Raw genomic sequence first — 6,548 nt, 5'->3', positions numbered from 1 at the left:
CACCGACCGCGCGCCGGGACGACGGCACCGGGACGAGCAGCAGCGGTCCCACGCCCGTACCGGGCGGCACAGCGGCCTGTACGGCGCCCGCCAGCGCCCTGCCCAGCGGACCGGCCAGCCCGAGCGCGCCGCGCTCCTTGTGCGCCAGCAGCACCGCCCGTACCGCGTCCTCGTAGGGCGCGGCGGCGTGCACGGCCGGCAGCCCGGGCGGTTCGGGCACCGGTCTGACCCGGCACGGCCACATCCCGTACAGCGCCCGCCGGCAGTCCTCGCACAGCGGTGTCCTGGGGCTGCCGCAGCCGCCACAGGCGACCGGAAGCACCAGGCCGGTGATCTCCCGCCACCACCCCCGCATGGCACTCACTGTGCCAACGCCGGAGGCACCCGGCCACCCCTGTGGACAACCAGATCGGGCAAAGTCCGCTCAGCCCGGGTAGACGGGCGAGGAGCCGGCCGGCACGACCGTCTGCCAGTTCGCGCCGGTGGGCAGCCGTACGATCCCGGCGTCCTCGGAATCGGCGACCAGCGGCTGCTGTTCGTCGTCCGCCGCCGCGATCGCCGTCACCTGGTTCAGCCCCGGCAGCACGCTCGCCGCCGACGTCGACCCGTCGGTCTGGAGGTAGCGCACCTGCTGGACCCCGCCGGCCTCCTTGCCGACCACCACCAGCCGGCTGGGACCCGCCCAGGACACGGCGGTGACCGTGTCCATCTGCGGGGCCGCCGCCTGTAGTTCCACCACGGACACCTGCGTGTCTGCGCCCGAGCCGTGCCGCTCCACCCGGCCGATCTGGAGGGTGGTCCGCCCGTCCTTGGACAGCAGCAGCGCGATCCGCACCCCGTCCGCCGACACCCGCAGCGCCTCCACCCGCGCGCCGCCGAGACCGTCGACCGTGACCTCCTGCGGGGTCCCCGCGCCGTCCGCCAGCCGGAGCAGCCGCGGCTTGGCGGGATCGCGGTCCGCGACCCACAGGTCGCCGTGCCCGTCCCAGCTCGGCGCGGACAACCGGTCCTTGGCACCGACGCCCTGACTGGTCACCAGCGGCTGCCCCAGCTCGCCCGCCGCCATCACGGGCGCCACGTACAGCGACTTGGAACCGTTGGTCACCGCCGCCGCGCGCCGCTCGTCCCTGGCCACCGCGACCGAGTCGAGCTTCACCGTGCCGTCGCCGAACGGCCCCCTGACCCGGCTCTGTTCGGAAGAACCGTCGCCGCCGGACGCCAGCAGCGACAGCCGCCCCTCCTGGTCGACGAAGTACGGCGTGTCGGCCCGGCCCGCGCTGTGGTCCGGGGCGAACTCCTCGGCCTGGTCGCCGTCGAGGACACAGAGCGAGGAACCGTTCGCCTGCAGCTCGACCCGCCCCACCGGGGTGGACGTCAGGTCCCGCAAAGTGAAGAGCAGTTGCGCCGCCATCTTCCGGCACTGGTCGGGACCCGCCTTGGCCGCCTTGTCGTTCAGCGGCACCTTCAGCCCGTTCCGGTCGTCGAACTCCAGCGTCCGGGTGCCCTTCCGCAACGCCGTACCGGTCGGGAACGGCGAATCCACCACCGGCTTCAACCAGTTCGTCGGCCCGTCCAGCAGCGCCTTCACCGCCTGCGTGACCGGGTCCATCCGCGTCGTGGGGTCTATTCGCTGCCGGATGTAGACCGGATCGGCCACCAGCCAGCTCTCCCCCGAGGCGAAGTAGTACTTGTTCACCGAGCGGTAGTTCCGCTGGAAGTCCGACTCCCCGAGCACCAGCCCCTGCGGCAGGTCGTCGATCCGCCACTCCTTGCCCTCGGAGCCGACGTTCTGCTGCACCAGATGGATCGTGCCCGTGTACGGGACCGGCGCGACCTGCTCGTACGAGTGCGTGGAGTCCACATCGGCGATCTGGTCGCCGTACAGCTGGAACGTCTTCCCGGACGGCTCCGCGCCGTCCGGCTGCTTGGGCGCCGCCGCCGCGGGCGCGTCCCGCAGCACCGTCGTACCGGCCTCCGGCTGCCAGGCCTTGGACCGCTGGTCCGTCAGGTACTTCCTGGCCATCGCGAAGTCGGGATCGTCACTGGTCATGGCCTCCAGGAAGCCGTCCACGATCTCGTCGGGAGCGGCCTTCGCGCGCGGCGGCACCGCGTACACGCGCACCTGCGACTCACCCCCGCGCGGGGACGCCTTCACCGGCTCCACGTCCCCGCTGTCCGGGATCGACGCACATCCCGCCAGCAGCAGAGCGGCGGTCCCCAGCACCACGGGCACCCTCACCGCACCTGCCCGGCCGTGACGGCCGCGGTCAGCGCCCACGTGTGTCCTCCCGCTCCGAAGCCTTGCGCGGTGCGTCATTTCCGGCCGCGTCACTCAGTACGTCGTCGCCGTCGCCGTCGGCGGGCCGCTCGCCCGCCGGCCGCGCCACCACCCGCGCGCCGCTGCCCGGCAGGGCCGTCGGATCGACCGCCGCCCCGGTGGGAGGCTGCGCCGCAAGATGGGGCGGTACGGGCAGCGCGGAACGGTCCCCGCGCGGCTGCGACGGCACGCTCATCAGCCGCTGCGCTTGTTCGGAGCGCTGCTCGGCGGCGGCCCGCTCACGGTTGCGCCGCGAATCCTCGGGCTCCAGCGGTATCGGCGAGCCGCGCAGCGACTCGTCCGCCGTACGCGGCAGCGTCAGCCGGAACTGCGATCCGCCGCCCGGCTCGCCCCAGGCCTGCAACCAGCCACCGTGCAGCCGCGCGTCCTCCACGGCGATCGACAGCCCCAGCCCGGTGCCGCCGGTGGTACGGGCACGGGCCGGGTCAGCCCGCCAGAAACGGTTGAACACCCGCGTCGCCTCGCCGGGCTTGAGCCCCACCCCGTAGTCGCGCACCGCGACCGCGACCGCGCCGCCGGCCACCGCCATGCGCACGATCACGTCCTTGCCCTCGCCGTGCTCGACCGCGTTGACCAGCAGGTTCCGCAGCACCCGCTCGACGCGGCGGGCATCGGCCTCGGCCACGACGGGCTGCCCGTCCCCGAGAACCCGGATCCGGGTTCCCTTGTGCTCGGCCAGCGGCGCCGCCCCGCCGATGACCCGGCGTACGACCTCCCGCAGGTCTATCGGCTCCGCCTCCAGCGCGGCGGCCCCCGCGTCGAAGCGGCTGATCTCCAGCAGGTCCGAGAGCAGCGACTCGAAGCGGTCCAGCTGGTCCCCGAGCAGCTCCGCCGAGCGGGCCGTCACCGGATCGAAGTCGGCGCGCGCGTCGTGGATGACATCGGCGGCCATCCGTACGGTCGTCAGCGGCGTCCGCAGCTCGTGCGACACGTCGGAGACAAAACGCCGCTGCATGCGGGACAGCTCCTCCAACTGCTGGATCTTGAGCTGGAGGTTCTGCGCCATCTTGTTGAAGGCCTCACCGAGCCGGGCGATGTCGTCCTCACCGGTGACCTTCATCCGCTCCTGGAGCCGGCCCGTGGAGAGCCGCTCCGCGATCCCCGCGGCCATCCGCACCGGCGTGACGACCTGGCGCACCACCAGCCAGGCGATGGCCCCGAGCAGCACGATCACAAACAGCCCCGCGGTGGCGAGCGTGCCCTTGACCAGGTTCAGCGACTGCTCCTCCTGCGTCAGCGGGAAGAGGTAGTACAGCTCGTACGCCTTGCCGTCGGGGTCGTTCAGCCGCTTGCCGATCACCAGCCCCGGCTCCGGCGCCCGCGCCTCCGTGGCATCCGTGTACCGGATCTGCGCGTACACCTGGAAGGGCTCGGTGCCCCTGGCCACCTCGTCGCGCAGATCCGCCGGGATGCTGGTGAAGTCCACCCCGTTCGACGCGCGGGGCGCACGGCTGGTGGACACCGCGTCGTCCTGCGAGTCGGCGCTCAGCGCCACCACGTTGAACGCACCGGGACCGCCACTGGCCAGCTGCTCGACCAGCTCGGTCCGCCAGTTCACCGAGTTCTTCCCCTGGACACCGCCGGAACCGTCGGCCCCCTGCTTGCCGGGCGCCGACGGCGCGTCGGCGATCTCCTTGGCCACCGTGAAACCGCCGGCCGCCTGGCTCTGCGCCGCCTTCTCCTTGGCTTCGAGCAGACCGTTGCGCATCTGCCCGATCACCACGAACCCGAGCAGCAGCACCACACCCAGCGACATCAGCAGCGTCGCCGCGACCACCCGCAGCTGGATGTTGCGCCGCCAGAGCCGTACGGCGGGCAACAGCGGACGCCGCACCCACCTCACCAGCAACCGCAGCACAGGCCCGCCCGGCGAGCCGTCCTGGAGCAGCCGGCCGTCCCGGAACAGCCGGCCGAAGCGCGCGAACGCACGCCCCGGCCCGGCAGCCCGCCCCGCACGGACTCCCGGCTCCCCGGGCTTCGGAGCAGCGCTGCCGCCGGTCATGTCAGCTCGGCCCTGCCTTGTAACCGACGCCCCGGACGGTCACCACGATCTCCGGGCGCTCCGGGTCCTTCTCGACCTTGGAGCGCAACCGCTGGACATGCACGTTCACCAGCCGGGTGTCGGCCGCGTGCCGGTATCCCCACACCTGCTCCAGGAGCACCTCACGCGTGAACACCTGCCACGGCTTACGGGCCAGCGCGACCAGCAGATCGAACTCGAGCGGCGTCAGGGCGATCGACTGCCCCTCCCGCTTCACCGAGTGACCCGCCACGTCGATCACCAGATCGCCGATGGTCAGCTGCTCCGGCGCGGGCTCCTCGGAGCGCCGCAGCCGTGCCCTGATACGGGCCACCAGCTCCTTGGGCTTGAACGGCTTGACGATGTAGTCGTCGGCCCCCGACTCCAGCCCGACCACGACGTCGACCGTGTCGCTCTTGGCGGTGAGCATCACGATCGGCACCCCGGACTCGGCCCTGATCAGCCGGCACACCTCGATACCGTCACGGCCGGGCAGCATGAGATCCAGCAGCACCAGATCCGGCTTGGCCTCACGGAAGGCGGCCAGCGCCTTGTCACCGTCCGCTACGAACGACGGTTCGAACCCTTCACCACGCAGCACAATCCCGAGCATCTCGGCCAGTGCGGTGTCGTCATCGACGACAAGGACGCGTCCCTTCATATCGACATCATCCCATTTATCTAATCGTTACCCGGCGTGACCTGGCACACAGCTCCGCGATTCCGTCCCCGGTCACCGGGGACAGCGCGCCGTATTCGGTGACGATCGCCGTCACCAGTTCAGGGGGCGTGATGTCGAACGCCGGGTTGTACGCCTGCGTTCCCAGCGGCGCCACCGGCATCCCACTCCCCACCTCCACTCCCGCCACCGCCGTCTGCGGCGCCGTGAGCTCCGTCACTTCCTGCCCCGGTCGCTGCTCCACCTCGATCGACGCCCCGTCCGGGGTACCGAGGTCGATCGTCGTGGTCGGGGCGACCACGACAAACGGCACATGGTGATATGCCGCCAGCACCGCGAGCGGATAGCTCCCGATCTTGTTCGCCACCGAACCGTCGGCCGCGATCCGGTCCGCACCGATGAGGACGGCGTCGACCTCTCCCGCCGCGAAGAGCGAACCAGCGGCGTTGTCCGTCAGCAAGGTGTACGCCATCCCGCTGCGCGCCGCCTCGTACGCCGTCAGCCGGGAACCCTGCAACAGCGGACGAGTCTCGTCCACCCACAGCCGCCGCAACCGGCCGGCCCGGTGGGCCGACAGCGCCACGGCGAACGCGGTGCCCTCCCCGCCGGAGACGAGCGCCCCGGTGTTGCAGTGGGTCAGGATCCGGTGGTTGCCACCTGGCAGCAACTCATCGAGGAGCGTAAGCCCAAACCGCGCCATCTGCGCGCTGGCCTCGGCATCCTCCCGGTGCAGCAGCCTGGCCTCGGCGAGCGCCGCCGCGGCCGCCCGCTCCAGATCGGCACCCCCGTCGGCCGCCGCCCGGTACGCGTCCCGGGCCCGCCGCACCCCGTACCCGAGGTTCACCGCGGTGGGCCGCGCCTGCGCCAGGATCTCCGCCGCGTCCTCCACGTCGAAACCCCGCACGGCGGCCAGCGCCACACCGTAGGCACCCGCGATCCCCAGGAGCGGCGCCCCGCGCACCGCCAGCGTCCGGATCGCCCGCACCAGCGCGGGCACGTCCGTGCAGACCAGCTCGGCCTCCTCCACCGGAAGTCTCGTCTGGTCCAGAAGGACCAGAACCGGTCCCTCCGGCGGCTCGTCCCAGCGGATCGACGGAAGCATGGACGGCTCGGGGCCGGCCGGGGTTGGTACGTACTGATCAGCCATCCGCCCAGTCTGCCCGCTGCACCACCCACAATGAAGGCAGGAATCGAGGTGAGAAGGAGATACAACCCCAGGTCCACCAACGGGCGACGCGTGGCACGATGGCTGCCAGCCCGCCGTCCCGTACCGCGGACAGGCACCTTCGAAGCGCCGACTCGCCGAGCCGGCCCCACAACCAAGCCACGAGGTGGACGACCGTGAACGACACTCCGGGCTGGGCCTCGCCCGGATCCGCCCCGTCCGACGGCCAGGACGCTTCCGTTCCGCGGCCGGCCGAGCCCGCCGACGACACCGGTACTCCCTCCAAGTGGTCCAAGACCCAGCCGCCCGCCGGCCAGTGGTCCCCGCCCAGCGCCCAGACCCCCGG

General features: G+C 72.1%; 4 protein-coding genes and 1 pseudogene. All 5 read right to left on the bottom strand.

The window, feature by feature from the left end; genetic code table 11:
• Positions 1-355, bottom strand: a pseudogene (locus tag GT042_RS28470) (ComF family protein); the annotation flags it as partial.
• A gap of 69 nt (positions 356-424) precedes the next feature.
• Positions 425-2,239 carry an LpqB family beta-propeller domain-containing protein gene (locus GT042_RS28465; protein ID WP_345943957.1) on the bottom strand — a complete coding sequence of 605 codons (1,815 nt, stop codon included), beginning with the start codon at positions 2,237-2,239 and terminating at the stop codon, positions 425-427.
• A gap of 28 nt (positions 2,240-2,267) precedes the next feature.
• Entirely contained in the window at positions 2,268-4,340 is a 2,073-nt protein-coding gene (mtrB, locus tag GT042_RS28460; protein WP_161311578.1) for an MtrAB system histidine kinase MtrB, read from the bottom strand.
• Between the two features lies 1 nt (position 4,341).
• Positions 4,342-5,019, bottom strand: a complete 678-nt coding sequence (gene mtrA / locus GT042_RS28455; RefSeq protein ID WP_003968748.1) for a two-component system response regulator MtrA — start codon at positions 5,017-5,019, stop codon at positions 4,342-4,344.
• Positions 5,020-5,035: 16 nt separating this feature from the next.
• Entirely contained in the window at positions 5,036-6,184 is a 1,149-nt protein-coding gene (mtnA, locus tag GT042_RS28450) for an S-methyl-5-thioribose-1-phosphate isomerase (RefSeq protein WP_161311577.1), read from the bottom strand.
• Positions 6,185-6,548: the final 364 nt, after the last annotated feature.

Origin of the sequence: Streptomyces sp. SID3212 (assembly GCF_009865405.1) — a bacterium.
In the GTDB taxonomy this organism is placed as follows: Bacteria; Actinomycetota; Actinomycetes; order Streptomycetales; family Streptomycetaceae; genus Streptomyces.
This window is presented reverse-complemented; position numbering and strand designations above follow the sequence as displayed.

What these genes read in the sequence shown, in the direction of transcription:
- mtrB (WP_161311578.1), bottom strand. Translation starts at nt 4,340, where the DNA reads ATGACCGGCGGCAGCGCTGCTCCGAAGCCCGGGGAGCCGGGAGTCCGT.
- mtrA (WP_003968748.1), bottom strand. Translation starts at nt 5,019, where the DNA reads ATGAAGGGACGCGTCCTTGTCGTCGATGACGACACCGCACTGGCCGAG.
- mtnA (WP_161311577.1), bottom strand. Translation starts at nt 6,184, where the DNA reads ATGGCTGATCAGTACGTACCAACCCCGGCCGGCCCCGAGCCGTCCATG.